Origin of the sequence: Pseudoalteromonas rubra, from assembly GCF_005887115.1 — a bacterium.
GTDB classification, from domain to species: Bacteria; Pseudomonadota; Gammaproteobacteria; order Enterobacterales; family Alteromonadaceae; genus Pseudoalteromonas; species Pseudoalteromonas rubra_F.
Genome location: NZ_PNCJ01000012.1, coordinates 64,643 through 90,678 on the forward strand (window position 1 = coordinate 64,643; position 26,036 = coordinate 90,678).

At 48.0% G+C, this 26,036-nt stretch carries 30 protein-coding genes; 15 read left to right on the plus strand and 15 right to left on the minus strand.

What is annotated here, in order from left to right; genetic code table 11:
* Nucleotides 1-10: 10 nt before the first annotated feature.
* The 5 genes from lepA to rpoE are packed head-to-tail and all read right to left on the minus strand — an operon-like array spanning nucleotide 11 to nucleotide 4,447.
* The gene (gene lepA / locus CWB98_RS08020; protein WP_138544393.1) at nucleotides 11-1,798 is read right to left on the minus strand and encodes a translation elongation factor 4; all 1,788 of its coding nucleotides are present in this window, start codon (nucleotides 1,796-1,798) and stop codon (nucleotides 11-13) included.
* 58 nt (nucleotides 1,799-1,856) lie between these two features.
* Nucleotides 1,857-2,315 (minus strand): SoxR reducing system RseC family protein, encoded by a 459-nt coding sequence (locus CWB98_RS08025; RefSeq protein ID WP_138544394.1) that lies wholly within the window; start codon nucleotides 2,313-2,315, stop codon nucleotides 1,857-1,859.
* Complete coding sequence (locus CWB98_RS08030; protein WP_138544395.1) at nucleotides 2,312-3,265, minus strand: MucB/RseB C-terminal domain-containing protein; 954 nt, start codon at nucleotides 3,263-3,265, stop codon at nucleotides 2,312-2,314. Before CWB98_RS08030 ends, CWB98_RS08025 begins: the two co-directional genes overlap by 4 nt.
* The gene (locus tag CWB98_RS08035) at nucleotides 3,266-3,865 is read right to left on the minus strand and encodes a sigma-E factor negative regulatory protein (RefSeq protein ID WP_138544396.1); all 600 of its coding nucleotides are present in this window, start codon (nucleotides 3,863-3,865) and stop codon (nucleotides 3,266-3,268) included.
* Complete coding sequence (gene rpoE / locus CWB98_RS08040) at nucleotides 3,866-4,447, minus strand: RNA polymerase sigma factor RpoE (protein ID WP_138544397.1); 582 nt, start codon at nucleotides 4,445-4,447, stop codon at nucleotides 3,866-3,868. It lies immediately after the preceding gene.
* Nucleotides 4,448-4,705: 258 nt separating this feature from the next.
* Between rpoE and nadB the strand changes: the two genes are divergently transcribed.
* A complete protein-coding gene (nadB, locus tag CWB98_RS08045) occupies nucleotides 4,706-6,316 on the plus strand; it encodes an L-aspartate oxidase (protein WP_138544398.1) in 1,611 nt (536 codons plus the stop codon).
* Nucleotides 6,317-6,352: 36 nt separating this feature from the next.
* Here the strand turns inward: nadB and CWB98_RS08050 are convergent, their stop codons facing one another.
* Together CWB98_RS08050 and CWB98_RS08055 are read right to left on the minus strand one after the other, a co-directional pair.
* Nucleotides 6,353-6,763 carry a protein YgfX gene (locus tag CWB98_RS08050; RefSeq protein ID WP_138544399.1) on the minus strand — a complete coding sequence of 137 codons (411 nt, stop codon included), beginning with the start codon at nucleotides 6,761-6,763 and terminating at the stop codon, nucleotides 6,353-6,355.
* The gene (locus tag CWB98_RS08055) at nucleotides 6,744-6,995 is read right to left on the minus strand and encodes a succinate dehydrogenase assembly factor 2 (protein ID WP_046006778.1); all 252 of its coding nucleotides are present in this window, start codon (nucleotides 6,993-6,995) and stop codon (nucleotides 6,744-6,746) included. The genes CWB98_RS08050 and CWB98_RS08055 overlap by 20 nt, the downstream gene beginning before the upstream one ends.
* Nucleotides 6,996-7,156: 161 nt before the next feature.
* Here CWB98_RS08055 and CWB98_RS08060 point away from each other — a divergent pair, with 161 nt between their 5' ends.
* Together CWB98_RS08060 and CWB98_RS08065 are read left to right on the plus strand one after the other, a co-directional pair.
* On the plus strand, nucleotides 7,157-8,074 hold the full coding sequence (locus tag CWB98_RS08060; protein WP_138544400.1) for a YgfZ/GcvT domain-containing protein: 918 nt from the start codon (nucleotides 7,157-7,159) through the stop codon (nucleotides 8,072-8,074).
* Between the two features lie 11 nt (nucleotides 8,075-8,085).
* Complete coding sequence (locus CWB98_RS08065) at nucleotides 8,086-8,571, plus strand: FKBP-type peptidyl-prolyl cis-trans isomerase (RefSeq protein ID WP_138544401.1); 486 nt, start codon at nucleotides 8,086-8,088, stop codon at nucleotides 8,569-8,571.
* Nucleotides 8,572-8,649: 78 nt separating this feature from the next.
* On the opposite strand, the gene CWB98_RS08070 is transcribed toward CWB98_RS08065, so the two are convergent.
* Genes CWB98_RS08070 through CWB98_RS08080 form a run of 3 tightly spaced genes read right to left on the minus strand, consistent with a single transcriptional unit; the run spans nucleotide 8,650 to nucleotide 10,263 of the window.
* Complete coding sequence (locus CWB98_RS08070) at nucleotides 8,650-9,054, minus strand: hypothetical protein (protein WP_249364640.1); 405 nt, start codon at nucleotides 9,052-9,054, stop codon at nucleotides 8,650-8,652.
* 49 nt (nucleotides 9,055-9,103) lie between these two features.
* Nucleotides 9,104-9,931, minus strand: coding sequence for a DUF481 domain-containing protein (locus CWB98_RS08075; protein ID WP_432765882.1), 828 nt, complete (start codon nucleotides 9,929-9,931; stop codon nucleotides 9,104-9,106).
* Nucleotides 9,932-9,945: 14 nt separating this feature from the next.
* Nucleotides 9,946-10,263, minus strand: a complete 318-nt coding sequence (locus tag CWB98_RS08080) for a DUF440 family protein (RefSeq protein ID WP_138544404.1) — start codon at nucleotides 10,261-10,263, stop codon at nucleotides 9,946-9,948.
* A gap of 226 nt (nucleotides 10,264-10,489) precedes the next feature.
* On the opposite strand from CWB98_RS08080, the gene CWB98_RS08085 reads away from it, so the two are divergent.
* The 8 genes from CWB98_RS08085 (at nucleotide 10,490) to CWB98_RS08120 (ending at nucleotide 18,319) form a co-directional block, all read left to right on the plus strand.
* Nucleotides 10,490-11,284, plus strand: a complete 795-nt coding sequence (locus tag CWB98_RS08085; protein WP_138544405.1) for a crotonase/enoyl-CoA hydratase family protein — start codon at nucleotides 10,490-10,492, stop codon at nucleotides 11,282-11,284.
* Between the two features lie 70 nt (nucleotides 11,285-11,354).
* Entirely contained in the window at nucleotides 11,355-11,711 is a 357-nt protein-coding gene (locus tag CWB98_RS08090; RefSeq protein WP_138544406.1) for a CidA/LrgA family protein, read from the plus strand.
* Complete coding sequence (locus CWB98_RS08095; protein WP_138544407.1) at nucleotides 11,704-12,396, plus strand: LrgB family protein; 693 nt, start codon at nucleotides 11,704-11,706, stop codon at nucleotides 12,394-12,396. The genes CWB98_RS08090 and CWB98_RS08095 overlap by 8 nt, the downstream gene beginning before the upstream one ends.
* Before the next feature lie 75 nt (nucleotides 12,397-12,471).
* Entirely contained in the window at nucleotides 12,472-13,311 is an 840-nt protein-coding gene (locus tag CWB98_RS08100; protein WP_138544408.1) for a mechanosensitive ion channel family protein, read from the plus strand.
* Nucleotides 13,312-13,385: 74 nt separating this feature from the next.
* The gene (locus tag CWB98_RS08105; protein ID WP_249364641.1) at nucleotides 13,386-15,950 is read left to right on the plus strand and encodes an Ig-like domain-containing protein; all 2,565 of its coding nucleotides are present in this window, start codon (nucleotides 13,386-13,388) and stop codon (nucleotides 15,948-15,950) included.
* Nucleotides 15,951-16,094: 144 nt separating this feature from the next.
* Nucleotides 16,095-16,949 carry a glutathione-dependent disulfide-bond oxidoreductase gene (gene yghU / locus CWB98_RS08110; RefSeq protein ID WP_138544409.1) on the plus strand — a complete coding sequence of 285 codons (855 nt, stop codon included), beginning with the start codon at nucleotides 16,095-16,097 and terminating at the stop codon, nucleotides 16,947-16,949.
* 238 nt (nucleotides 16,950-17,187) lie between these two features.
* Nucleotides 17,188-17,691, plus strand: a complete 504-nt coding sequence (locus tag CWB98_RS08115; protein WP_138544410.1) for a hypothetical protein — start codon at nucleotides 17,188-17,190, stop codon at nucleotides 17,689-17,691.
* 16 nt (nucleotides 17,692-17,707) lie between these two features.
* Nucleotides 17,708-18,319 carry a superoxide dismutase gene (locus CWB98_RS08120; protein ID WP_138544411.1) on the plus strand — a complete coding sequence of 204 codons (612 nt, stop codon included), beginning with the start codon at nucleotides 17,708-17,710 and terminating at the stop codon, nucleotides 18,317-18,319.
* 56 nt (nucleotides 18,320-18,375) lie between these two features.
* Here the strand turns inward: CWB98_RS08120 and aroC are convergent, their stop codons facing one another.
* Nucleotides 18,376-19,476 (minus strand): chorismate synthase, encoded by a 1,101-nt coding sequence (aroC, locus tag CWB98_RS08125; RefSeq protein WP_138544412.1) that lies wholly within the window; start codon nucleotides 19,474-19,476, stop codon nucleotides 18,376-18,378.
* A gap of 56 nt (nucleotides 19,477-19,532) precedes the next feature.
* Nucleotides 19,533-20,468, minus strand: a complete 936-nt coding sequence (prmB, locus tag CWB98_RS08130) for a 50S ribosomal protein L3 N(5)-glutamine methyltransferase (protein WP_138544413.1) — start codon at nucleotides 20,466-20,468, stop codon at nucleotides 19,533-19,535.
* A gap of 85 nt (nucleotides 20,469-20,553) precedes the next feature.
* On the opposite strand from prmB, the gene smrB reads away from it, so the two are divergent.
* From smrB to CWB98_RS08145, 3 genes are all read left to right on the plus strand, one after another.
* Entirely contained in the window at nucleotides 20,554-21,108 is a 555-nt protein-coding gene (gene smrB / locus CWB98_RS08135; RefSeq protein ID WP_138544414.1) for an endonuclease SmrB, read from the plus strand.
* 255 nt (nucleotides 21,109-21,363) lie between these two features.
* Nucleotides 21,364-22,164: a response regulator gene (locus tag CWB98_RS08140; RefSeq protein WP_138544415.1), complete on the plus strand. Its 801-nt coding sequence runs from the start codon at nucleotides 21,364-21,366 to the stop codon at nucleotides 22,162-22,164.
* Between the two features lie 191 nt (nucleotides 22,165-22,355).
* Nucleotides 22,356-22,667, plus strand: coding sequence for a hypothetical protein (locus CWB98_RS08145; RefSeq protein WP_138544416.1), 312 nt, complete (start codon nucleotides 22,356-22,358; stop codon nucleotides 22,665-22,667).
* 354 nt (nucleotides 22,668-23,021) lie between these two features.
* On the opposite strand, the gene CWB98_RS08150 is transcribed toward CWB98_RS08145, so the two are convergent.
* From CWB98_RS08150 to CWB98_RS08160, 3 genes are all read right to left on the minus strand, one after another.
* Complete coding sequence (locus CWB98_RS08150; RefSeq protein WP_010382361.1) at nucleotides 23,022-23,627, minus strand: peroxiredoxin C; 606 nt, start codon at nucleotides 23,625-23,627, stop codon at nucleotides 23,022-23,024.
* A 309-nt stretch (nucleotides 23,628-23,936) separates the two neighbouring features.
* Nucleotides 23,937-24,650: a fatty acid metabolism transcriptional regulator FadR gene (gene fadR / locus CWB98_RS08155; protein WP_138544417.1), complete on the minus strand. Its 714-nt coding sequence runs from the start codon at nucleotides 24,648-24,650 to the stop codon at nucleotides 23,937-23,939.
* Nucleotides 24,651-24,870: 220 nt separating this feature from the next.
* A complete protein-coding gene (locus CWB98_RS08160) occupies nucleotides 24,871-25,473 on the minus strand; it encodes a class I SAM-dependent methyltransferase (RefSeq protein WP_212751129.1) in 603 nt (200 codons plus the stop codon).
* A 92-nt stretch (nucleotides 25,474-25,565) separates the two neighbouring features.
* Here CWB98_RS08160 and CWB98_RS08165 point away from each other — a divergent pair, with 92 nt between their 5' ends.
* Nucleotides 25,566-25,970 carry a helix-turn-helix domain-containing protein gene (locus CWB98_RS08165; protein ID WP_138544418.1) on the plus strand — a complete coding sequence of 135 codons (405 nt, stop codon included), beginning with the start codon at nucleotides 25,566-25,568 and terminating at the stop codon, nucleotides 25,968-25,970.
* Nucleotides 25,971-26,036: the final 66 nt, after the last annotated feature.

A 26,036-nucleotide genomic window follows, 5' to 3' on the forward strand; every position in this document is an offset into this window, starting at 1 on the left:
ATAATTCCTGTTACTTACCTACTTTAAGAATCGCAAGGAAAGCATCTTGTGGCACTTCAACGTTACCCAGTTGCTTCATACGTTTCTTACCTTCTTTTTGCTTTTGCAGTAGTTTCTTCTTACGACTGACATCACCACCATAACACTTCGCGATGACGTTTTTACGTAACTGTTTCACGGTTGTACGCGCAATCACGTGGTTACCTATCGCCGCCTGAATAGCAATATCAAACATTTGGCGTGGAATGAGCTCACGCAATGCATCAGCCAACTGACGTCCGCGACCTTGCGAGTTCTCACGGTGTGCTATAATCGCCAGTGCATCAACCCGATCGCCATTGATCAGAATGTCCACACGTACCATGTCGGAAGTCTGGAAACGCTTAAAGTTGTAGTCCAAAGAGGCAAACCCTCGGCTGGTCGACTTAAGCTTATCAAAGAAGTCCATTACCACTTCTGCCATAGGTAACTCATACGTCACCGCAACTTGCTTACCGTGGTAGCTCATCTTGGTCTGCACGCCGCGCTTTTCAACACATAAAGTGATGACATTACCCAGGTATTCCTGCGGAACCAGAATGTTGGCTTCTACAATCGGTTCACGGATTTCAATGATGTCATTAACAGGCGGTAGATCTGACGGATTATCTATTTGGATCACGCCATCTTTGGTTTCTACTTCGTACACTACCGTTGGTGCCGTCGTGATCAGATCCATATCATATTCACGTTCCAGACGTTCCTGAATAATCTCCATATGGAGCATCCCCAGGAAGCCACAACGGAAACCAAAGCCCAGTGCAGTTGAGTTTTCCGGCTCGAAGAACAAGGACGCATCATTAAGGCTCAGTTTGTTCAATGCATCACGGAAGTTCTCATAATCATCAGAGGAGATTGGGAACATACCCGCGTAAACCTGAGGCTTAACGCGTTTAAAGCCTGGTAAGCGTTCTTTCGCAGGTTCTTTGGTCAGGGTAATAGTGTCACCCACTGGCGCACCATGAATGTCCTTGATACCCGCAATAACGAAGCCTACTTCACCGGTTTTCAGAACCCCGGTTTCTGTTTGTTTTGGTGTGAAAATACCAACTTTATCAGCAATGTGTGTCTGATCTGTCGACATAATCTTAATCTTGTCACCACGGCGCAGCTCACCATGCTTAATACGTACCAGTGAGACAACGCCCTGATATGAATCAAACCAGGAGTCAATGATCAGTGCCTGCAGTGGTTGCTCTGGCTCACCCTCGGGTGGCGGCACGTCGCGCACGATCATTTCCAGTACCTCATCGATACCGATACCGGTTTTAGCACTACACTGCACGGCTTCAAGTGCTTCGATGCCGACGATTTCTTCAATCTCTTCGGCAACACGCAGCGGATCGGCTTGCGGCAAATCGATTTTGTTCAACACCGGCAGTACTTCAAGGTCCATTTCAATCGCGGTATAACAGTTAGCCAGAGTCTGGGCCTCTACGCCCTGACCCGCATCAACAACCAACAATGCGCCTTCACATGCTGCTAGTGAACGTGATACTTCGTAGCTAAAGTCTACGTGTCCCGGCGTGTCGATAAAGTTTAACTGGTAGGTTTCGCCATCATTAGCCTTGTAGTTCAGAGTCACACTCTGCGCTTTAATGGTGATCCCACGCTCTCGCTCAAGGTCCATCGAATCCAGCACCTGCTGCTGCATCTCGCGATCTGTTAAGCCGCCGCATACCTGGATTAAGCGGTCCGAAAGGGTCGATTTCCCGTGGTCTATATGGGCAATAATTGAAAAGTTACGGATGTGCTTCATATACTGGATTCTAAACTTCTGTTTTTCACAAATAGAGATTAAACGCCGATTTTACAATTTATTTGGCGCAATCACCATCTATTTGCGTTAGGGGAAGGCTAATTGGATAAATTTTTATCACTTTAATGTCATGGCGCAGTGCTTTCGTACGTTGTTTGGCAAATTTAAAGCCAACCAAACCGCCAATCACTGCAGAAAATATTTGCCAGGGCTCTGACGCGCCCAATATAAGGTGTGAAATAAATATGGCAATAAACGCTACCACCAGAGGTAACAGGTAAACCCAAAGTGCGTTTTCGACCACTTTGCTGTCATCCAGCGCCAGGGTCATTTTTTGTCCCACCTGAACGGACTCATTACACTCTATCGGCAACGCCTTTTTGTTACTGCCAAACAGTTTACTAAAAACTTGCGAGCCACATTTGCCATTACAGCCCGCACAAGCTGGTTTTTCCTCGGCAACCAGCCAGACTATACCGCGCTCAACACGGGAAACAGTGAGTGTTTGTTCTATCATAATGGTCGGGTTACTGACTCAGCAATGGCTTTTGCTGTCATCGTTGGGATTTTCCCAACCACCGACACATCAAATGCACCTGAATTATGCACATATACCGTTGTCGCACCCGAACTCAATGCACCGCTTGCTCTTTGTCCGGACAGCGGCCTTTGCACAAAGACTGAGAACTCAACCAGCCCATCAGAAAACAAAAAGTAGTCTGCTAATTCATTGTTCAAATCGAGCTTGTGTCGATCTGACTTGAGTAGCTTGAAACCCTCAGGTAACCACCCAATTCGCCAATTGTTTTGTAATTTTGGGGTGTTTTCCGTTTCAGCCAACGACGCCAGAGGCATTGGAAAGCTTTTGCTACTTAACTCTATCAATGGCTGCGCTGGTTGCTCCGTCACACTGATGTGAGTGAGCTGCAATTGCTCCAGCACTTCACCTTGCTGTGTTACGTAAGCAGCTTTTAACAACAATGCAGATTGAATATCAATCCACAACCAATAGTTATATTTGTGCTCATCTTTAGAAACCAGGCGAACCAACTGTGCCGCTCTGTCAGCAATACGTTCTTTGCCACCCAGGACAAAATCATAGCTACTGGCTAATTTGCCCACTTCACCAAACAGAATCTCTGGGATAGGGCCAGCTATGGCATCGGTTTCAATAGAATAAGGCTGTGTTTGTGGTTCAAAATAGGTAACTTTATTGTCGACGCGCACCACTTCAAGGCCTGCGCCGTTTTGTCGGCTGAGAATTTCCAACTCACTGTTATCGACTTTACCGTGGATCCAGCGATAAGGTTCCATACCTTTACCTTTCACCACCACAAATGACGCATCAAAGTTACGCTCCTGAATGGCAGAAGACATATCAGTGAGCAGCTGTTTTGCATTAATGATTTCGCTGGCAACAACCTGGGCACTCAGGCCCACTCCCAGTAGTAACGCAAGCCACTTCATCTACTTTTCTTGTTCCTCTTTTTCTTCCTGTGCTTGTTGGGCCAGAGCATGTGCCATTCTGGACTGTCGCTGATGCTCGAGCACCAAGGCGCCAATACGTTGCTGCTGCAACTCTCTGAGGCCTTTCTCTGCACTTTCCAATGCTGGCTCTGATGACAGACTAACCGGCGAAACTGAGCCAGTTAATGGCGTAGATTGTAACACAGGAAAATCACTGGTGGTTTGTTCCTGTGGGGTATAATTACTTACGCCCAGAACAGCAACCAGAGATACGCTGGCTGCAATTGCCACTTGTGCCAGAGGTTTGCGCCAACTTGACAAAGCGACCACCTTATTTTCTGTACTCGCCTGCTGAGATGTCTGCTCAGACACCTGAGCGCCATGGGTGGGCTCATCTGCAAGTGCATCAGCCAAACTGGCGGTGATATCAATACAAGGTGCCTGATTTTGCTGACTACGCATGGCGTCGCCTATCAGAGCATAACGAGCAAACTTTTCGGCATCGAACTGCGCCTGACTGGCATTATCCAGTGCCTGTTCGGCATCAAGTATACTGGATGTCACTTGCCCGTCTTTGACATTAAAGTTTGATTGCGTCATCTACTTATTACCTATGAGTGGGTTAATATTATTGTCAATGGCTTCTCGTGCCCTGAAAATCCGCGATCTGACTGTCCCTACCGGACAATCCATCACAACAGCAATTTCTTCATAGCTCATGCCTTCGATCTCTCGTAATGTGATCGCGGTCTTGAGGTCATCGGGTAACGACTCGATGGTCCTGAAAATTACCGCTTTGATCTCGTCACTAAGCAACAAGCTCTCCGGAGAAGCGTTGGATCTGAGCTGTTCAGCTCCATCGTAAAACTCGGCCTCTTCAGCATCAACATCATTTGCCGGTGGCTTACGCCCCTGCGCTACTAAATAGTTCTTTGAGCAGTTAACTGCAATTCGATACAGCCAAGTATAAAATGCACTGTCTCCCCGAAAATTGGGCAAAGCACGATATGCCTTAATAAACGCTTCTTGTGCCACATCGGCCACATCGCCAGAATTAGACACATATCGCGAGATTAATGCGGCTACTTTGTTCTGATATTTGGCAACCAACAAATTGAACGCATTTTTATCTCCTTGCTGAACACGCCGAACTATTTCTAAATCTAAATCCTGCTCGCTCATTCGAGCCGGTACTCCTCTTTGTTATTACTTGTTTTTCACACACATTGTCGCGCATTGTTGCCATCTTTTACAGCTACTCTGACTAAGTGCTGAATAAAAAGTTCTGTTTTTTTGATATTTTTTTTAAAATACCCCGTATTGACACGTCATAAACGTATTCAGTGTGGAATATACCAAGTACCTGCGATCCTGCGCTAAGCATAGCAGACTTATCAGATCACGCAGAATAAAAGGTTTAATTAGCTAAGACCCACTAACATGAAAGAACAAGTTCAACACCAAACAGACGTCATTATTGTCGGTAGCGGCGCAGCCGGGCTAAGCCTGGCTCTGTCTTTGGCAAACACCTGCCGCGTCACAGTGCTCAGTAAAGGTGACCTGCGTGAAGGCTCAACCTTGTATGCTCAGGGTGGCATTGCTGCGGTGTTTGATAAGAAAAATGACAGTATAGAATCTCACGTTGAAGACACCCTGGCCGCAGGCGCGGGCTTGTGTGACAGAGAAGCCGTTCATTATACCGCCTCCAATGCGAAGCAGTGCCTGAAATGGTTGATCGAACAAGGCGTTCCGTTTGATATGGAGTTCGATAGTAAAGGGCGGGAACGCTTCCACCTGACTCGTGAAGGCGGTCATAGTCATCGCCGCATACTCCATGCAGCGGACGCAACGGGCAAAGCGGTACAGTCGACACTGATCGAGCGCGTCCAGGAGCACCCCAATATACTTCTGCTGGAACAATACAATGCGATTGATTTGATCACGCATGGCGCACAAGAGCAAAAAGTCGCACATGGACTATACGTTTACAATCGCCGGGCAAATCAGGTCGAGACCGTTACCGCAAAGTTTGTCGCCCTTGCAACGGGCGGTGCCAGTAAAGTGTATCTTTATACGTCAAATCCGGACGTTTCCAGTGGAGATGGCATTGCGATGGCGTGGCGAGCGGGCTGTCGGGTTGCTAATATGGAGTTTAACCAATTTCATCCAACCAGTCTTTATCACCCGGAATTACAGAACTTTCTTATCACCGAAGCAATGCGTGGTGAGGGAGCATTACTAAGGCGCCCGGATGGTACGCGCTTTATGCCGGATTTCGATGACAGGGAAGAATTGGCTCCTCGTGATGTTGTTGCCAGAGCCATAGACTATGAAATGAAGCGCCTGGGGGCAAATTGTGTCTATCTGGATATCTCTCATAAAGACAAAGACTTTATCATCGAGCACTTTCCGACTATATATGCCAAGTGCCTCAGCGTAGGCCTGGATATCACCAAAGAACCAATCCCTGTCGTGCCAGCCGCACACTACACCTGCGGTGGCGTCATGACCGACTTTAACGGTCTGACGGACATTAGCAACCTATACGCTATCGGAGAAGTTGCTTATACAGGGTTACATGGCGCCAATCGTATGGCGAGCAATTCGTTACTGGAATGTATCGTCTTTGCCCACGCTGCTGCCAAAGACATCCTTGCAAAGCTGGATACCCAGCCATTACCACCTGCGCAGCCAGACTGGGATGAAAGCCAGGTCAGCGATTCAGACGAAGAAGTGGTGATCACACACAACTGGCACGAATTAAGATTGTTTATGTGGGATTATGTCGGTATTGTACGCTCGACTAAGCGACTGGAACGTGCACTTCGCAGAGTAGAACTGTTACAGCAGGAAATTCAGGAGTACTACTCCCACTTCAGAGTCAGCAATAACCTGCTTGAGCTTCGAAACTTGGTGCAGGTAGCAGAGTTAATCATTCGCAGTGCGCTGGACAGAAAAGAAAGCCGTGGGCTGCATTACACGCTGGATTATCCGCAAAGCGCGTCCACAACCAAACCGACTATACTGACTCCCAGTAAAATCAAACGTTAATATTGGTGCCTGAGACTATCGCCTTGCGCTGATAACTCAGGCCATCTCAAATACATGGCGACACACATGTCGCCAGTGCTCTTCTTTCATTGCATGGCGCATAATACCAATACGTTGAGTTCGATGCTCAGTCTTGACAGTTAATAATAACGTGCAATGAAAATAGACCTGCGCATCTTTTAACTGCCCTTGCCATTGATACTGGCCATCAGACACTATCACTGTCATATGCTCGGGTAAAATTCCCAGGTAGCCGGTTGATATGAAATATTTATGTGCACGTCGCCTGGCAAAGGCATGCCCGAACAAGCAAGTTCCGATATGCCACCACCAAAGTTGTGGCACGACCACTATCAAAACCAGCGCCAGGCAGCAAAAAAAGACCACAAAGACTTTGTGGCCTGGTGTATTGTTTTCGAAATAAAAGCTAAGCGCGGACTCGGTCAAGAACGAATTTCACCATAGCATCCAGCTCGGGATACGGACACGCTTCATGGCCCATAAACCAGGCAAACAAATCGGGGTCTTCAACTTCCAACAATCGTTGAAACACCAGCTTATCCTGTTCAGATAGCTGATCGTAAGCCTCATCAACGAAAGGCTCCAGCAAAATATCCAGCTCCAGCATGCCACGGCGACATGCCCATTTTGTGCGGGCCTTTGAATACAACTCAGCCATAATTTCCACATACCCCTAAATTTTATTATGTCTCAGCAATTATAACGTATCCTGAGGTGCCCGTTAACTGTTCGAATAAACAATAATCGTGTCTTTGGCGCCTATCTCGGATGCAATATTTACGGTAACATTAGGTAATTTCTTCAACAAGGATCAATAAGATGGCACAAGCAAATGCATATCCTCTTTCTTTACAATTGATCTCTGTGAGCGGCGCCGAAAAGTTGAGTTACCTGCATGGTCAGATTACCCAGGACCTCAATCTGCTGACGGATGATAACTTCCTGTGGGCCGGGCACTGTAGTCCTAAAGGTAAATTATGGGCGACACTCAGGCTGAGTAAGTTAGCTGACCAATATCTGCTGTTAGGTTCAAAAGCGGAAACAGACGCATCCTGCCGGGAGCTAAAAAAATACGGTGTGTTCGCGAAAGTCGATATTGATATTACGCACCACCAGGTCATTGGCGTGTTAACTGATGAGATGACCCAAACCTGTGAGCTGCTGGGGCTAACGTTTGCGCAGCAGGCGAATGCTTGTACGTTTGATGGTAAAAATAAGGCACTGAAACTAGACGACCAACGTTTACTCCTGATTGTTGAGCACGGCTATGCACTGCCACAAGGTGTTGCCCTGCATACAGACCCCACTCCATTTGAGGCCGCCTCAATTCTGGCCGGTGAGCCTCAACTGAGCGAGACCAGTATTGATGAATATGTACCGCAAATGGTTAACCTCCAGGCACTGGGCGCAATCAGCTTCAAAAAAGGCTGCTATACTGGGCAGGAGACAGTTGCCCGGATGCGTTATTTGGGCAAAAACAAGCGTGCCTTGTACATTGTCAAAGGTCTGGCTGACGCTCACCCACAAGAGTCTGAGTTGGAAATACAATTAGATGGAGATAACTGGCGCCGTGCGGGCAAGGTACTTCATCAGGCTTACGACAGTGCGAGTAAGGACTATTATGCGTTGGCAGTGATGGCCAATGATTTAACTGAAACATCAGTTTTGCGTGCTAAAACGCACCCGGAAGTTCAGCTGACACTGCAGCCACTTCCCTACTCTTTAGAAGACAATTAAGCGGATAGATTATGAAAATTGCCCCGAATACCGTTGTAAAAATGCATTATGCGGTGCTGGACAACGATGACAACAGCATCGACAACACCTTCGATGATGAACCCCTTGAGTTTATCGTTGGTACAGGTTACTTAATCTCAGGTCTGGAAGATGCCCTGATCAACAAACAAGCCGGGGACAAATTAAGTGTTACCGTTGAGCCACAGAATGGTTACGGCGAACGCCATGATAACCTGATGCAAGCGGTGCCAAAAAGCATGTTTGAGGATATGGAAGTTGAAGTAGGCATGCAGTTTCGTGCGACCACTGACGAAGGCGAGCAAACGGTCATTGTGATTGGTGTTGAGGGTGAAGACGTCATCGTTGATGGTAATCACCCGCTTGCTGGTATCACACTGAACTTTGATGTTGAAATTCTGGAAGTGCGCGAGGCGACACCAGAAGAGCTGGCCCATGGCCATGTTCACAGTGAGGGCGGCTGCGGCCACCAGCATTAATAGTCTCTGAGCCGAATGCGTGCTCAATGTGAAGAAACACTTATATCAAGTAAATTGGTATAGCTCACAAAAAAGCGCCTATTGGGCGCTTTTCTCAATTTCCTCAAGGGCTGCAAGTACACCGCTTTGGTCATTGGTACCAATGCGGTATTTAGACCCATCGGCAAGTACAAACTCAATGGCTTTAAAACCATGTGCTGCGTATACCCAGCCATCATGGGTGATCTTAACGCCAATCCCGTGACGAAATGAATTGGTTACCGCGCAATATGATTGCAGCTCATCCACTTTGACCGATTTTTTCAGGACCCCTGGACCAAACCACCAACTTACCATCCGCTTATCTTTATCCACTTCAAGCGTTAGTCCATAGAACAGGTAGCCAATCAGGGCCAGTATACCGATGAAACCATACAGCAGTGCGTTATGGCCTAACAAAAATATGGCGAGTGCTACAAAAGTAGCAAACCACGTCAGAAACATCCAAATTATCCAGGACCATTGGGTCTTTTTGTACATCAGCTAAACTACCTTAATTAAAACTATAAACAAGTGTGACACCAATCTCGCTATCAACTTTCTCTTTGTTTTCCTCTGGTTGAGAGTGATATCGATAGGTATAGGCCACCTTAAGAGAAACACCGCCCATAACCTGACTGATCAGCGCGGTTTCAGATAAAATACGTGCGCCAAGGCCCGACAGTGATCTTTCATAACTGACATCCTGATTAAAACGGGTACGCTTAGATACAGTTCGTTCCCACTGCAATGCGGCGCGCAACAAGTGACCTCTTTCAACCCGTTCTTGCTCCGACTCCAGTTCGGTCTCATCTTCACGTCGGTACATTGACAAACCCGGTCCGATATCTAAATCAACCGTATTCTTTCGTCCCTCAAAAATGCGATTACCGTAACCAACAACAAATGTTGCGGTGTATTCCCGACCATTGAATTTGTCGACCTCGTAATCCCCGTAGACAAATAGGGAAGTGTTCTTCTGCCCTATTTTATAGTTGCCCTGCGCTGACAAAAAGTACCGGGAAGCCGTTTCATCTTCAATGTTGGTATCCGGATCAACTTCACGGCGGTAAGCACCGTCGAACTTAAACTGGTTACGCCAGTATTTAAAATCCTGATACAAATTGCTTTTAAGTTTAAACGCGGTATTACTGGTATTGCCTCGATTGAGCAACACACCAAATTCTACATCACCATATAAAAATTCACCCTCGTGAAGAGCATGGATCTCTTCATCTGACAGCTCACCATATTTATGAAAATCTTCAAATGGATCAACAGCAAGTGCTTTCACGCTGAACAAGAGTCCAGCGTAGCATAGGAAAAGAATGGTGTACTTCACTGAGCTGATTTCTCTTACTGCTTCCAGATTATGTGGCAAAACGGGGCATCTAAATCACGGCTGATCAGTACTTTAGCAAACATCAGGTCACCTTGTTCTGTTTCTAGACCTACGCTCACCTGAACAAAATGTTCCGCTTCGGTCTCCTGTTCATACGCGACCAGCGACGCCCAGCTTTCGTCTGGAATACTGTCTTCAATATATCCCAGCTCTTCGCTGTGGGCATTGAATAGCTCAATATCTTCTATGGTAAGATTGTCAGGGGCAAGCTCTAAGAAAATATCATAGGCCTGCTGGCTCACTTCTTCGATGGAACTTAAACGTGCAGACATTACATCACCTCGTCTGTCAAAATTGAGTGGTATAGTAACAAATTGCAAATTTGCAATGCTACGGCTTTTAGTTAGTTTTAACAAAAATACCGCTCAGTTACATGAAAATAGCAAATTTGCCATCCAGTTTGTGCGCTAATTACCACTGGCACCGTTAAAGTAATTACTCTATGCTTGCCCTGCAAACTATCAGACTAAAAATGATGTGCCAAAGAAGGAAAAACACATGGTCCAGTTAGAGACAATTGATGGTATCGCCTGGGTTACCCTCGACAGACCCGAAAAACAAAATGCTTTATCTTACGACATGTTTAAACAGTTGGATAACATCATCCATAAACTCAAACATAATCGCCAGTTACGTGCTGTTGTGCTGCAAGGTCAGGGGCAACACTTTTGTTCTGGACTGGATGTGGGCGCTGTCATGAAAAAGCCAGCTAACATCGTATCTCTGTTATTTAAATGGCTACCAGGCAATGCCAATCTCGTACAACGGGTCGCACTAGGCTGGCGCGCATTACCTGTGCCCGTGTTTGCTCTGATACGGGGAAATTGCCTGGGTGGAGGCTTACATATCGCGCTCGGAGCAGACTATCGTATTGCAACGCCAGATGCCCAATTTGCCATTATGGAATCACGCTGGGGGCTATGTCCTGATATGAGTACCAGTATACTATTACCGGGTATACTAAAACATGATCAGGCACTTTGGCTGGCGTCGAACCCACAACGTATTGATGCTCAGCAGGCCTGTGAGTTGGGTTTAATCACGCAAGTCAGCGATGACCCTTTGCTCACCATTCAACAACGTCTCACCCAGGTAACCGCTATTTCTCCGGATGCCCTGGCTGCCATCAAGCACTTATATAACACCGCCTATCATCCCCGGCGCAGGAAGTTGCTGTGGCAGGAAACCTGGTTTCAGATTAAGTTGCTACTGTCAAAAAATACACGAGTGGCCATGCACAACGGTCGCCATACGGAGCAGCCTAAACCGTTTGGTCAGCGCAAAAAATGGTAAGAAGGTCGCATTGTGAGCGATACAATTGCCACCGAGAATGACATTAGATTTAATCTCTTGAGTGTCCATTATGATGATTACTCTGCGATTTATCGCATCCCTTAGCATTCTTATCGGGTGCCTCTGGGCTGCCAGGCTGCTCACAGCTGCCCTGGCTTTGAGTCTGCCAGCTCCTCTGTTGGGCATGTTGCTGTTATTTGGCTTACTGCAGTCAGGTATACTTGATAGTAAATACCTACTCCCATCCTGTGGCCCAATATTAAAATACATGGCGTTATTTTTTATACCCGCCGGGGTCGGCCTTATTACCTATCTGGAGGTGTTTAACCACAATGCCTGGTTGTTGGTGAGCGTTCTGATCCTGGTACCCGTGCTGGGCCTCTTACTGACAGGTAAACTGGCAAGTCTGGGCAGGTATCATGATTAATCTACTGGTGGGTTGCACCTTCACTGTGGTGCTATTTGCCCTTATGCGACAGGTAAACCAAAGGTGGCAATCGCCTCTGCTCAATCCCGTGTTGTTATGTATTGTAACTCTCAGCACGACGCTGCTACTTGGCGACATTGACTACATTGACTACCGTAATGCAACACAGCCTGTCAGCTTCTTTCTGGAAGTCGCAGTGGTTGCTCTTGCCCTGCCCCTTTATCAACAACTCCACACCATACGACCATATCTGTTGCTCATAGGTCTCACTAGCTTTATTGGGATCACTTGTGCAACACTGATTGCCTTTTGGCTCTGTCAGTTATTCAGCGCCCCCTATACACTCACAGCGTCTTTGATGGCCCTGTCAGTGACCACGCCTATCACACTTATCGTTACTGATTCACTCAATGGCCTTCCCGGTGTCGCCGCCATCATGGTGATCCTGATTGGTGTGCTGGGAGGCGTATTCGGCTTGTCGTTGCTTACCCTGGCGGGAGTGACCAAACCTCAGGCTAAAGGCATAGCACTGGGTGTGGCCTGCCATGCAATTGGTACCGCCGCAGCCATGGAACATCACCCGGCGGCAGGAGCCTTTGCATCTGCCGCGATGATTATCAGTGCAGTCATCACCGCAAGCTGGGTGCCAATGCTTTTTGCGTTGTTACAAGGCATAATCAGCTAAACTGAGAAAAATAATATCAATCATCAAAAAATAAGCTGAAATGCTCGCCCCGTTTCAGCAATGCAGGAGCACAGCATGATAGAACAAGAAATAGCACAGATCGAACACTACTACGTGCTGATCCGGGATTACCTGGTGACTTACAGTATGCAATTGTTAGGTGCCTTGGTGATCCTGATCCTTGGATTATGGCTTGCTAAGAAAGTGGCTAAAGGCACAGAGAACCTGATGCTCAGACACAATATCGACGTAACCCTGACAAACTTTGTCAGCAATGTGGTCAAAGTCCTGATTATTATGATGTTCACTATCATTGCGCTGGGTAAAATTGGCATCAGTGTTACCCCGTTTGTTGCTGCAATTGGTGCTGCTTCACTCGGTGCCGGCCTGGCCGTTCAGGGGATGTTATCTAATTATGGTTCTGGATTAGCGATTATTGCCACCCGTCCGTTTGTAGTCGGTGATACCATTGCCGTCAAAGGGGTTTGTGGTCAGGTAAAAAGTATCGAGCTGGGCCACACGATCCTTATCAATGAAGAAAAAGTCGAGATCACCATTCCCAATAAGCATATTATTGGTGAAATTATGCAAAACTCTTTTGCTCACTCTCTGGTCAAAGGAGAAATTGGCATCGCTTACAGTGCCAGCGCAGACAAAGCCATCGCCATCATCAATGAGATTTTGTCAGATAATGACGCTGTGGCCGACACCCCACAAGCTCAGGTTGGCATAGAAGCCTTTGGCGACAGTGCGGTTATCATTAGTTACCGCTACTGGGTGCCCACGACACAGATAATCGAACATAAACTGGCCATCAATGGCGCTATTTATGCTGCGATCCAGGCTGCTGACATAGAAATTCCGTTCCCGCAGCGGGTTGTCACCCTCAAAGAGAAGCCAGCTTCTGCCGATTGATCCTGACTGTTTTTCACTCTATGCTTGTCAATGTTTTGTTTACAAAACATACAACATGTAAAACGGAGTGATCTATGAACACAAGAAAGTTAATGAAGATATGCTGTGCCGCAGGCCTGCAGATGATTGCAGTGCACAGCTGGGCCCAGGCCGATACAGTCAACTATGACTGCAGCGCACTCGCCGAATGGTCCAGTTCAATGGTGTACCGCAAAGGGGATCAGGTGCGTGATCAGGCTCAAGCTTATGAAGCAAAATGGTTCAACCAAAATGAACTGCCCGCGAATAATTCCGATACCTTTGACGTGTGGCGCCAACTTGGCCAGTGCATCAGCGGCAACGCCCCGGTGGTTACCCTGGTAAGCCCCCGGGATGGTGCTGTGCTGAGCAAAAATGACAGCGCTGTTTTCTCTGCGAATGCCAGTGATCAGGATGGCGATCTCGCCCAGGTTGAGTTTTTTGTCAACGACATCAGCGTCGGTATACTCAGCCAGCCTCCTTATCAGCTTACCTGGTCAGCACAGCTAGGCATGCACACAGTGAGCGCGGTGGCAGTAGACGCCAAAGGAAACCTCAGTACACCAGCAACAGCTGGCATTACGGTGCGAGATGACAACGGCAATGTGCCACCCGCTCTCGCCATTGAAACACCGACAAACAACCAAGCATTTAAAGTTGGCGATACCGTTAGCCTTGCTGTGCAGGCCACTGACACCGATGGCCAGGTTGTGCAGGTCGAAATGTGGCGAGATGCTCAGCGTCTGACAACACTCAGTACCCCGCCTTTTCGCCATGATTTTGTGACCGTGAGTCCCGGCAAAAAACAGCTCAGAGTCATTGCACAAGACGACAAAGGCGCAACCGCTGAAGCCAGTGTGACCATTGAGGTGAGCGCTGCAAGCTCAGGTGGCTGCGCAGGTCTGAGCACTTATCGAGCCGGTCAAAACTATCAAAGTGGCGAGCTGGTAGCACACAATAATCGCAAATATCGCTGCGACATCGCTGGCTGGTGCAGCTCCAGTGCTGCATGGGCCTACGAGCCCGGCACAGGTCAACACTGGCAGGACGCCTGGAGCGATTTGGGGATCTGTGCGATCGCGCCCGAGATTAACTTTAGTCAGCCTAACGATAATGCCACTTTGCTGCGTAACCAGCCCACACAGATTGCCGTCAGTGCCACCGATGCAGACGGGACTATCTCACAATTAGAGTTATTTGCTAATCAAACCTTACTTGGCAGTACCGCGCAAAATGCACTGACTGTTGAGTGGACGCCAGGCAACACCGGGCCCGTTACTCTCAATGCCGTTGCAACCGATAACGAGAGCAATCAGAGCCAACAAACTATCCAGGTCACGGTTACCGATCAGCCACTGGTCGTTGATTTAACCGCCCCAACTGCGGGAACTCAATATGTACTGGGTAATACAATCACCATCAAAGCCAATGCTCAGGCGCTCAGCGGTCAGATCTCGATAGTCGATTTTTATGCCAACGGGGTAAAAGTTGGCAGTGATACCCAGGCACCTTATGAGTTTAACTACGCGCCAGCAACAGTTGGACAACACAGCATCTATGCAACCGCGACCAGCACATCGGGAGATACAGCAAGCAGCCCGGCCGCTACTGTCACTGTCATTACGCCACCGGTTGGCAAAACCCATAAACTCATAGGCTACTGGCACAACTTTGTTAATCCGGCTGGCTGCCCTATTCCATTGGATCAGATCTCCGATGCCTGGGACATCATTGATATTGCCTTTGCAGAAAACGACCGTTCCTCTAATGGTACGGTTCACTTCAAGCCCTTTGAAAAAGACATTCGATCCAATTGCCCCCCTGTTGATCCGGTTAAATTTAAAACCGATATGCAAGCATTACAGGCACAGGGCAAGGTATTTGTCCTTAGTCTGGGCGGTGCCGAAGGGACTATTACATTAAACACCGATGGTGATGAAGCCAACTTTATCAGCAGTCTCACTGCAATCATTCAGGAATGGGGTTTCGATGGCCTGGATATTGACCTGGAAAGTGGCTCTAATTTGTTACATGGCACACAAATACAAGCCCGCCTGCCCAGAGCAATTAAGCAGATAGAGCAGAATATCGGTGGTGATATGGTGCTCACCATGGCGCCGGAACATCCTTACGTTCATGGCGGTATGATAGCCTACTCCGGCATTTGGGGCGCATACATTCCATTGATCAACGAACTCAGAGACACGCTGGACTTACTGCATGTGCAGCTCTATAACAATGGTGGACTGCCCAACCCATACGAGCCAGGCAGCGCACCGGAAGGCTCAGTCAATATGATGGTCGCACACGCCAAAATGCTGATTGAAGGGTTCGACTTAGCCGATGGTAGCCGCTTTATGCCGCTTAGGGATGACCAAGTTGCCATTGGCCTGCCATCCGGTCCGCAATCCGCCAACTCTGGTCAGGCTCCCATTGCCAATATCATCGCGGCGCTGGATTGCCTCACCAAAGGCACCCAATGCGGTACCATAGTGCCCAGTCATAACTACCCTGCTTTTGGGGGCGTTATGACCTGGTCTATCAACTGGGATAAATTCGATGGCTACAACTTCTCAGTACCTGTTGGTAACAAGCTCACTGAAATGAATCAGGGTCAATAAACACCTAACCACAGGGTAACGGCGACCTCCTGGCCGTTACCCCCCTTCCGCTATTTTTCTTGGCATTTTGCCGCTGGCAGAGTGGCATAATTAACGCTAAGGTGAGGGTTATCCGTTAGCACCCATTTTAGTCAAGGAGATCACATGAGTAACAACACCTATACGCCTCCCAAGGTGTGGACACACCAGCCCAGTAGCGATAATAAATGGGCTAATATTAATAGCCCTGAATCAGGTGCCAGATATGAGCAGGCACTGCCTGTCGGCACCCACCCTTTGCAGCTTTACTCACTTGGTACACCAAACGGTCAAAAGGTGACTATTTTGCTGGAAGAATTGTTGGCCCGTGGGGTGGCCGAAGCCGAATACGATGCACACCTGATCAATATTGGAGAGGCTGAGCAGTTCTCGTCTGGTTTTGTTGCCGTCAATCCAAACTCAAAAATTCCTGCCCTGGTCGATAAATCAGGTGAAACAGAGGTCAAGGTATTCGAATCGGCCTCTATTCTCGTTTATTTGGCCGAAAAGTTTGGCCAGTTTCTCCCGTCTGCTGGAGCACAAAGAACAGACACCCTGAACTGGTTATTCTGGGCACAAGGCTCAGCCCCATTTTTAGGAGGCGGGTTTGGCCACTTTTATGCCTATGCAGACGATAAACAGGAATACCCCATCAACCGCTTTGCTATGGAAGCTAAGCGCCAGTTGGATGTATTAGACAAACGACTGGCACACTGCCAATATGTTGCAGGTGAACACTACAGTATTGCCGATATGGCTATCTGGCCCTGGTATGGCAACCTTGCCCTGGGCAAACTCTATGATGCCGGCGAATTTTTACAGGTTGGGCAGTATACCCATGTGGTACGCTGGGCTAAACAGATTGAATCTCGCCCGGCCGTACAACGTGGCAGGATAGTCAACCGGACCTTTGGCGAGCCACAGGAGCAACTACCCGAGCGCCACAGTGCAGCAGATATTGACGCTGTATTGAATCAGTAAACAGGTCCTTTCAGGGCAAGCGCGCGGTTCCCGCCCCCTTGCCTTTTTATTGCCTTACCATTCCTTCCTCCGGGTGCTCCGGCACCTCACGCTCAATGTGATAAGAGCAACCCCTCAAAGTACGTGACAACCCACAACAAATAAATATAAATGACAATCATTTTTATTTATGTTTTTATATATAAATTAAATACCGATGACTGTGACCGTACCATATGTTACTGACGAGGAACCCTTAATGCTGCAATCTTATCCTGTATTGAATGACACCACTAGCTTGCTTGAAAATGCACTCGCCCCATGGCAAACAGCAATCACCAAAGGCAACCACGCTTTTGAAAGCCAGTCATTTTATTTAGCAAGAGATCAGTATCACAGTGCCCTCTATCTGGTTGGCAATTTAATCGAGTATTTTACTCATCAATACGATAGCCAACTTCAGGAAGAAGCATTAGCACATTGCTGTCCAGCTTTTGTTGTGGCTGCACATAATCTGGCCGACTGCTATCTTGCCCTCTCAGAACCACACAAAGCTTGTGAACAGCTTATCAATGTGCACCTCAGTCTCACCCAGCTTTGTGATCATGCTAATCCCCAGATAGCGATGACTGCGATGCGCCATAGTCTGAAAACACGCGCGGAACTAATACGGTTTATTAATTCCCATGAAGCGCACACCACCTTGGTTAGCTGGGCTACTCAGGTGCTGGATGCACCACATTCAACGACTCATTTTCATTAACTAAAAGGAGAGAAGTATGGCGTTTACTCTGCCTGCATTACCTTATGCCTATGAGGCACTCGAACCGCATATAGATAGCAAGACGATGGAAATTCATCATACCTTGCATCACCAGACGTATGTCAACAAAGCCAATGCTGCACTCGCAGGGAGCGAGTTTGAGGGTCAATCAAGCATCGAATTGCTCACCCATATTCGCGATCTGCCCGAGGCCCTGCGCGGCGCCGTGCGTGACCACGTTGGTGGCCACAATAACCACTCTTTATTCTGGGAGATCATGTCACCACAGGGCGGACACTTGCATCAGGGCACTCTATCCGACGCGATTAACCATGCATTTGGTGACTTTGAGGCCTTTAAAGCCCAGTTTACACAAGCCGCTGTCAGCCGCTTTGGCAGTGGCTGGGCCTGGCTGGTGGTAAACGATCAGAAGCGCCTTGAGGTAACCAGTTCACTGAATCAGGATAGTCCGTTCATGGACGGGTTGACACCCATTTTAGGCTTGGATGTCTGGGAACACGCTTATTATCTGAAATATCAAAACCGCAGACCTGAGTATATTGAAGCATTTTATAAGGTGATCCACTGGCAGGAAGTGGAACGCCGCTTTATCGCCGCCGTTGAATAAATCACACAAACAAAAAAGCCAACGTAAGAACGCTGGCTTTTTTACCGGTGGCGCAGTTAAGGTTTTTGCGCCGCAATTGGCCCGTGTGGCAAGTCAACATGCGGGTTCTGCCCGCGCTGCCTGAGCAGATGATCCATCAAGGTGATTGCCATCATGGCTTCTGCAATGGGAATAGCTCGGATCCCAACACACGGATCGTGACGGCCTTTGGTGATCATTTCTACCGACTCATTCTGGGTATTTATACTCTGACCCGGGATAGTGATACTTGAGGTCGGCTTGAGTGCGATAGAGGCAATGATATCCTGCCCGGTTGATATCCCCGCCAGCACACCTCCAGCATGATTGCTGGTAAACCCCTCAGGGGTAAGCTCATCACGGTGCTCTGAGCCCTTCTGCTCAACCACATCAAACCCGTCACCAATCTCCACGCCTTTTACAGCATTGATACTCATCAGAGAATGTGCGAGCTCCGCATCCAGCCTGTCGAAAACCGGTTCGCCCAGACCGACGGGGACGCCTTTTGCAACCACTTTCACTTTGGCACCCACAGAGTCCCCTTGCTTTTTAAGATCGCGCATATAATCATCCAGCGCGTCCAGCTTAGAGGCATCGGGGAAAAAGAACGGGTTTTGCTCAACCTGCTGCCAGTCAAATTGCTCAGCTTTGATTGGCCCCAATTGAGAAAGACAGGCATGGATCTCAACGCCATGCACGTGCTTCAGGTATTTTTTGGCAATTCCCCCTGCTGCAACGCGGATCGCCGTCTCTCTGGCTGAAGAACGTCCGCCCCCGCGATAATCACGATGGCCATATTTATGCCAGTAGCTATAGTCACCATGACCAGGGCGGAAAACATCTTTGATTTTACTGTAATCTTTGGAACGTTGATCGGTATTCTCAATCAACAAACCAATACTGGTTCCGGTTGTTTTCCCTTCAAACACCCCAGAGAGTATTTTGATTTCATCTCCCTCGCGGCGTTGAGTCGTATAGCGGCTCTGCCCGGGTTTGCGTCTGTCCAGATCAACCTGTAAGTCCGCTTCGTCCAGTTCAAGCCCAGCCGGGACACCATCCACAACGCCGCCCAGTGCGACACCGTGGCTTTCTCCAAAGGTCGTTACCCTGAATAATTGGCCTATGCTATTGCCTGCCATTGATTTTCCTCATTCCAAAAAAACACCATTGCGCTTCCCTGACCACAGGAAAACGCTTAGTCGTTGAAGTAATCCAGTAACTGTTTCTTACTGATCATAAACACGCCCAGTCCGCCGCGTTCGAATTCCAGCCAGGTAAACGGTGCGCCGGGATAAAGCGCTTCCATATGTACCATAGAATTACCCACCTCGACAAATAACAGACCGTCTTCGGTAAGGTGTGCAGCCGCCTCTTGCAACAAGGTACGTGTCACATCCAGACCATCTTCTCCAGATGCCAGACCCAACTCTGGCTCATGATGAAACTCTTCTGGCAGGTCGGCCATATCTTCGGCGTCGACATAAGGCGGGTTCGCAACAATCAGGTCATACTGTTGGCCAGGCACACCACTAAACACATCGGACTGGATAGCAAATACCTGATCCTGAACCTGATGATCGTTGATGTTTATTTCTGCAACGGCCAGAGCATCAAAAGAAATGTCTACCGCGTCAACCTGAGCCTGCTCAAATGCTTTTGCAAGTGCAATTGCAATACACCCGGAGCCAGTACACATGTCCAAAATACGAGTGACTTTTTCCGGCGACGAAAGCCAGGGCCTGAACTGAGCTTCGATCAGTTCAGCAAAAGGCGAACGTGGTACCAGTACGCGCTCGTCGACGTAAAAAGGCAGCCCGGAAAACCAGGCCTGATTTGTCAGGTAAGCAACGGGGATCCGCTCATCGATACGCAGTCGAAGGTACTCTACCAGCCTGACTTTTTCGCTGTGCGTGAGCCGTGCACTGGTGAGCTCTTTAGGCGCGTCAACGGGCAAATTGAGCAAAGGTAATACCAAACTTACCGCTTCATCCCACGGGTTGTCGGTACCATGGCCAAAAAACACACCATTGCCAGCAAACTGACTGGCCGTCCAGCGTAACCAATCCTGAATGGTTACTAAATCCTGATAGGCTTCTTCAGCCATCGCCTGAGAAATAACAGAGTCACTCATGAGTTGTTCTCACTACTAATTGCATGGCGGCATTGTAACGGTTTTTAAGCTAGGTTTTTACGCTTTTTTTCTTTAAAATGTCGCCATGAACACAGATAAACCAAACTCACAACTGCCAGACGACGATTTTGCTCTGTTTCGAGAAGCAATATCAGGCACCAGTCAGTTCAAACAAGATACAGTGCAACAGGCACGGCGCCAGACACGCTTTAAGGGTGAAGTGATCGCCGAGCAGAAGAAGCAACATCAGGCCGAATTCTACTTTTCGGACGAATATGTCCCAGACATAGACACCCATGGTACGGTTAATTACGTGCGCCCGGGTGCCGACAAGTACCTTGCCAAGCAATTGCGTCGCGGTGATTATGCGCCTGAGCTTATTCTTGATATGCACGGCATGAACAAAGAAACGGCGAAAGACGAGCTGGCAGCCTTGATCCATGCCTGTAAAAAACAGCATGTTGCCTGTGCTTGTGTGGTACATGGTATCGGTGAGCGTGTGCTAAAACACAAAGTACCTCAGTACCTGGTCCAACACCCGGATATACTGGCTATGCATCAGGCTCCGCTTGAATATGGCGGCAAAGGCGCTGTACTGATACTGGTGGACCTGCCACAAAGTATGGAGTTTCGTTGCTAAACACCTTTGGGGGCAGCAGGCCACAGACACGCCGCTGCCCATTACACTATATCTATCGCTGATGGCGGTATTGACACGACCCTGCGCCATCCGTGTTCTGGGCGCGCCCTTCCTCCAGCTACATTACCCATTCGACAAAACGCTCTACCGATAGTTTGTTTTAACACCCTGCTCACCAAGCTAGCGACACGGTAACAAATACGTTATATTGCCAGTTAATCTGACTATTTATATTGCAACATTTACTCTCATACCATGAATGAACTTTTAAGCTCAGATTTGAGCATCCTACTCCTGGAGCCGTCCCAGACACAAAGACGGATCATCAGTAACGAACTTCAGGAAGAAGGGATCCAAAATATCGAGTGTGTTGATACACTTGCAGCCGCCATGGAAAGCCTGAATAACAGTAAGCCTGACTTGGTGATCAGTGCTTTGTATCTGCCTGATGGCGAAGCTCTGACGTTATTGCAGCATATCCAAACGACTCTGTCTGACCACCATTTGCCCTTTATGCTGGTATCCAGTGAAACCCGCAGGCTACAACTGGAAGCATTCAAGCAGTCCGGGGTGGTTGCGATTCTGCCCAAGCCATTTAACAAAACCCACCTGGGCAAGGCCATCAATGCTACTTTGGATATTTTATCTCCGGAGGAACTTGAGCTGGACCTGTATGACATTCAGGAGTTAAGGATCCTGGTCGTAGATGATTCACGCCTGGCACGTAATCACATCCGCCGGGTACTCAACAACCTGGGCGCGACGCTGATCAGCGAAGCAGAACATGGCGCAGAAGCCTTGTCCATCCTTGAAGATACTATGTTTGACTTGATCATCACAGACTACAACATGCCAGAGGTGAATGGTCAGGAGCTCGCGGAAGCCATTCGTAACTCGAATGAGCATAATCATGTGCCCATCCTGATGGTCTCTTCTGAAGCGAACGAAACCCACCTGGCCAATATCGCACAGTCCGGAGTGAATGCACTATGCGACAAACCGTTCGAGCCTCAGGTCGTGAAACAATTGATCTATCAGTTGCTTGAACAAAATTAACCAAAAATTGGTTAAGATAACCACGCCACTGGTCAAAATTACAATTCACATTTTGACCAGTACGCCACAAAAAAATAAAATCAATTAAAATTCAATAACATAAAATTATTTCCGAAGCTGGCACAACCTTTGTAATAGTTAGAACGACTAACTCATTAAAGTATCGTTACTAACTCAAAAGGAACCAGATCATGAAAACTGCCACCCAACTTAGCATCCTAGTTTTTACCCTTGCCATGAGCACCAGTTCATTTGCAGCAGGTAGCACCAGCGTTACAGCAAGTGTCAACGCCAGTACTGCGGCCAGCCTTAGCGCGATGGCGAATATGAACACAAGCAGCAGCTCAGTCACTCAGGAAGTGCTCAGCGACATCAAATCTCATGTCAGCAAAGCGATTAAAGCAAACCTGATTGACCTTAAAGAAAGCACCAAAGCCACACTGATAGAGTCTTTCACGCCGCAGAGCAAAGAGGCACGTGAAGACAAAGATAAAGGACAATAAGATGCTGAATGAAATGACACTGTTGAGCTTGCTGGTTACACCGGTTATCAGTTTAGTCCTGGCATATGGTTCGGTTGAATTGATTAGACTGATCAACCACAAGTGGTCGCTGGGGCGTGCATCATGATTGAGCGAGACTGGGTATTGTATCAATCTACAGTAACTCATGACCCGGCCCGGGGATTTATACAACCTCCTGCAGCTTTGATGGTCACTCGCTCAGCGCTACGCAGTAGCAAGTACTTTGCTTTGTTATCGACAACATTACTTTGCCTTCACACAGGCGACTTGGTTAAGCGGATCGGCACAAAAAAACCCGCACCAGGCGGGTTTCTTAACTGAATAACGCTGGACTTACAGGTCGCCTTCGTTTTCAGATAGGAACTTAGCAACACCTTCAGGGCTTGCGTCCATACCTTTTTTGCCTTCAGTCCAACCAGCTGGACATACTTCACCGTGCTCTTCGTGGAACGCCAGCGCGTCAACCATGCGCAGCATTTCGTCGATGTTACGGCCAAGAGGCAGATCATTGACTACCTGGTGACGTACGTTACCTTCAGAGTCAATCAGGAAAGAACCACGGAAAGCAACACCTGCTTCTGGGTGCTCAACGTCATATGCCTGACAGATTTCGTGCTTCACGTCAGCAACCAGGTCATATTTAACCGGACCGATACCGCCTTCGTTTACAGGGGTGTTACGCCATGCGTTGTGAGAGAACTGAGAATCGATAGATACACCGATCACTTCAACACCACGCTTTTGGAATTCTTCGTAACGCTTGTCAAATGCGATTAGCTCAGAAGGACAAACGAAAGTGAAGTCTAGTGGGTAGAAGAAAATAACCGCTTTCTTACCTTTGATACGCTCATGTAGATTGTAACCATCTACGATTTCACCGTTACCTAAAACTGCAGCTGCTGTAAAGTCAGGTGCCTTGCGGCCTACTAATACACCCATTGTTATCTCCAAATAGTTAGTTTGAGTTCCAAAGTCTCACAATCACACAGAGCCACGCGCCATATCGGGTGTGGTTTTCTGTATCACTGCGAATTGTCACTTATTATTGAGGCGTTTTATAAAAAAACAACCCCGATACCAGATGGTATTATTTGGCGCTCAGTGTATGCTGTTCCTTCAAAAGGATACAATCGAATTATCCGATAGCAGCCATCTAATAAATTGATGGTACAGTAAATAGCCGATGTTCTGCTCTTGCAGACACAAAAAAAGCACCCTGAGGTGCTTTTTATCATCGGACATTCAAACTTAGTCCATAATATCGTCTGGCATATCACCACGCAGTTGCTGCCATATCTCACCTGAGCGATGACCGTAACGACGCATCAGTGCAATAGCACCATCATGCTCACCTTTTTCAGCCAGTGCAGTAAGTTCTGCATAGAATTCACGCGCCAGTTCACGCGTGCGCGGATCTGAGAAATAATGGCAACCGATCTTAGAGTACAAACCTTTAAATCCATTGAGGATCAATACGTAGATTTTGTTATTGCCGGCACTGGCAAGTTGATGATGAACCCGATAGTCGTATTCAGCAAAGGCTTCCGCCGTATCAGCCACTTCTGCATGCTTAGACAGAATATCGATCACCGACTGTGGATTAAACTTAATCGCGGCACGGGTATAGATTGCACTGATATTAGTACGTGCAGACAGTAACTGGTCCGTTAATTCGGGTACCTTGTCTTCATCCAAACGCGCCAGGGTCTCAAGAATATTGAGACCAGAAGTTTCCCAGAAATTATTAACCCGAGTTGGTTTACCATGCTGAATAGTTAACCACCCATCACGCGCCAGACGCTGTAACACTTCACGTAACGTGGTGCGAGTGACACCTATAAGCTCTGACAGCTCGCGCTCAGCCGGCAAAATGGAGCCCGGAGGAAATTCGCCATTCCAAATCGACTCTACAATGTACTCCTCAGCAAAACCTGCTGGGCTCTTGGCTTTAAAGATTCTCATTTAGCACCACTTTTGACAACATAAGGTACGTCGACAAGCCTGTGCTTCTGTGCGTAGCACACCAACAGGCTTCTGCAACTCAATAATCCACTGATTGTACCAGATGATTTGCAACTAACAAGGCATATCTGTGTCGCTGTGTAACCTCACAGAGCAACATACAGAAAAAGCCCTAAGAAAGGGACGCATGATGAGAATCAACCATACTTTTTACCGTATATTATTGCTTAATGCCTATCCCCTGAACCACAGCAGCAAGCCCCGTATGATAGCGCCCTTCCACCACAGGACGTTGCAGTTGTTCAAGGTGAGTCCACTTTACTGCTTTTACCTCTTGGGCCAGTTGAACTTTAGTGAACATGGTATCAATGTCGTTTCCACCGCCCGTACCAAAGTGAATTTGCGCTGGTGAATAAGCTTCTGTCAAAAATACCCCACCCGGTACCAGAGCCTGCACCACTCGCTGATGCAGTTTCGCACGCAATGCCTGACCAAACGGCGCAAAAATAGCAATGACGCTGTCCCACTTTTCTCGACCGAGGTCAAAATTTGCTAGGTCCGCCTGAATAAACTCAATCGACACGCCTGCAGAGTGAGCCAATTGTTGCGCTTTTTCTATGCCTTTGATCGAGGCATCCACCGCCGTTACCTCAAAACCCAGCTTTGCCAGATACACCGCATTACGACCTTCTCCTTCGGCCAGACTCAGTACCCGCTTGCCTGTCAGTTGTTTTACCTGTGCCTTCAGAAAGTCGTTTGGCTCCGTGCCATAAGCGTAATCAGATTCAGCAAAACGCGTGTCCCACATCGGATCAAAATTCATCACAGTCTCCTCTCGTCAAGTGATACAAACCATGCTACAACTTAAAGTCGACTTTAGGTCAAGACCAAATAATCAAATGAGTTCAGAAGCACATGGATATAGCAGAAGTTGCCAGGGCCTCCGGGCTCAAACCTTCCACCCTCAGATACTATGAACAAAAAGGGCTGATCTGTAGTGCCGGACGCCATGGGCTGCGCCGTTATTACGACGCCACGGTGCTGGAGAGGCTAGCGCTGATAAACCTCGGACGCTATGTTGGTCTTTCTCTGGATGACATTAGCCATATGCTGCTGCCAAACGGAGTGAACGTCGACCGGGCGCTACTGCGCCAAAAAACGGCTGAGTTGGATAAGCAAATAGCAACAATGCAAGCCATCAGAGAAGGCCTTCATCATGCAGCGAACTGCCCAGCACCTAATCACCTTGCCTGCCCAACCTTTCAACGCCTGCTTAAGCTGGCAGGTAAGCGCCTGAAACCTCGACAAAGTAAGCTTTAATGTCGCAAGCGGTGGAGCAAAACGCCAAAAGATTTTCTTTCATTTATTATCATAAAGTTAGACTCA